The organism is Rubrilithobacter danxiaensis (genome assembly GCF_047272945.1).
GTDB lineage: Bacteria > Bacteroidota > Bacteroidia > Sphingobacteriales > Sphingobacteriaceae > Rubrolithibacter > Rubrolithibacter danxiaensis.
Genome location: NZ_JBKOPS010000034.1, coordinates 1 through 1,361, shown reverse-complemented (window position 1 = coordinate 1,361; position 1,361 = coordinate 1). Strand labels below are relative to the sequence as shown.

Below are 1,361 nucleotides of genomic sequence, written 5' to 3'. Positions count from 1 at the left end.
GCAGGACCTACGGAACGGCCAACCCGGCCTTAACGGTAAGCTACAGCGGCTTTGTAAACGGGGATACAGCAACAGATCTGACCACCCCGCCAACAGCAACCACAGCAGCCACCACAGGCAGCGCAGCAGGAACGTATGCGATCACGGCAGCAGGGGGAGCATCGGCTAACTACGATTTCACCTATACAGCAGGAACGTTAACGATAGGCAAGGCTACCTTAGCAGTAACAGCAGACGACCAGAGCAGGACCTACGGAACGGCTAATCCGGCCTTAACGGTAAGCTACAGCGGCTTTGTAAACGGGGATACAGCAACAGATCTGACCACCCCGCCAACAGCAACCACAGCAGCCACCACAGGCAGTGCAGCCGGAACGTATGCAATTACGGCAGCAGGGGGAGCATCGGCTAACTACGATTTCACGTATACAGCAGGAACGTTAACGATAGGCAAGGCTACCTTAGCAGTAACAGCAGACGACCAGAGCAAGACCTACGGAACGGCAAACCCGGCCTTAACGGTAAGCTACAGCGGCTTTGTAAACGGGGATACAGCAACAGATCTGACCACCCCGCCAACAGCAACCACAGCAGCCACCACAGGCAGTGCAGCCGGAACGTATGCAATTACGGCAGCAGGGGGAGCATCGGCTAACTACGATTTCACGTATACAGCAGGAACGCTGACGATCGGCAAGGCTACCTTAGCAGTAACAGCAGACGACCAGAGCAGGACCTACGGATCAGCCAATCCGGCCTTAACGGTAAGCTACAGCGGCTTTGTAAACGGGGATACAGCAACAGATCTGACCACCCCGCCAACAGCAATCACAGCAGCCACCACAGGCAGCGCAGCAGGAACGTATGCGATCACGGCAGCAGGGGGAGTATCGTCTAACTACGATTTCACGTATACAGCAGGAACGCTGACGATCGGCAAGGCTACTTTAGCAGTAACAGCAGACGACCAGAGCAGGACCTACGGATCAGCCAACCCGGCCTTAACGGTAAGCTACAGCGGCTTTGTAAACGGGGATACAGCAACAGACCTGACCACAGCACCAACAGCAACCACAGCCGCCACCACAGGCAGCGCAGCAGGAACGTATGCAATCACGGCAGCAGGGGGAGCATCGGCTAACTACGATTTCACCTATACAGCAGGAACGCTGACCATCGGCAAGGCTACTTTAGCAGTAACAGCAGACGACCAGAGCAAGACCTACGGATCAGCCAACCCGGCCTTAACGGTAAGCTACAGTGGCTTTGTAAACGGGGATACAGCAACAGACCTGACCACCCCGCCAACAGCAACCACAGCAGCCACCACAGGCAGCGCAGCCGGAACGTATGCAATTACG

Annotated in this window: 1 protein-coding gene; it reads left to right on the top strand. The window is 55.9% G+C overall.

Annotation, left to right across the window (positions count from 1 at the left end):
- Positions 1-1,361: MBG domain-containing protein (locus ACLCDL_RS17870; protein ID WP_423149777.1), on the top strand; the 1,361-nt coding region annotated here is incomplete at both ends.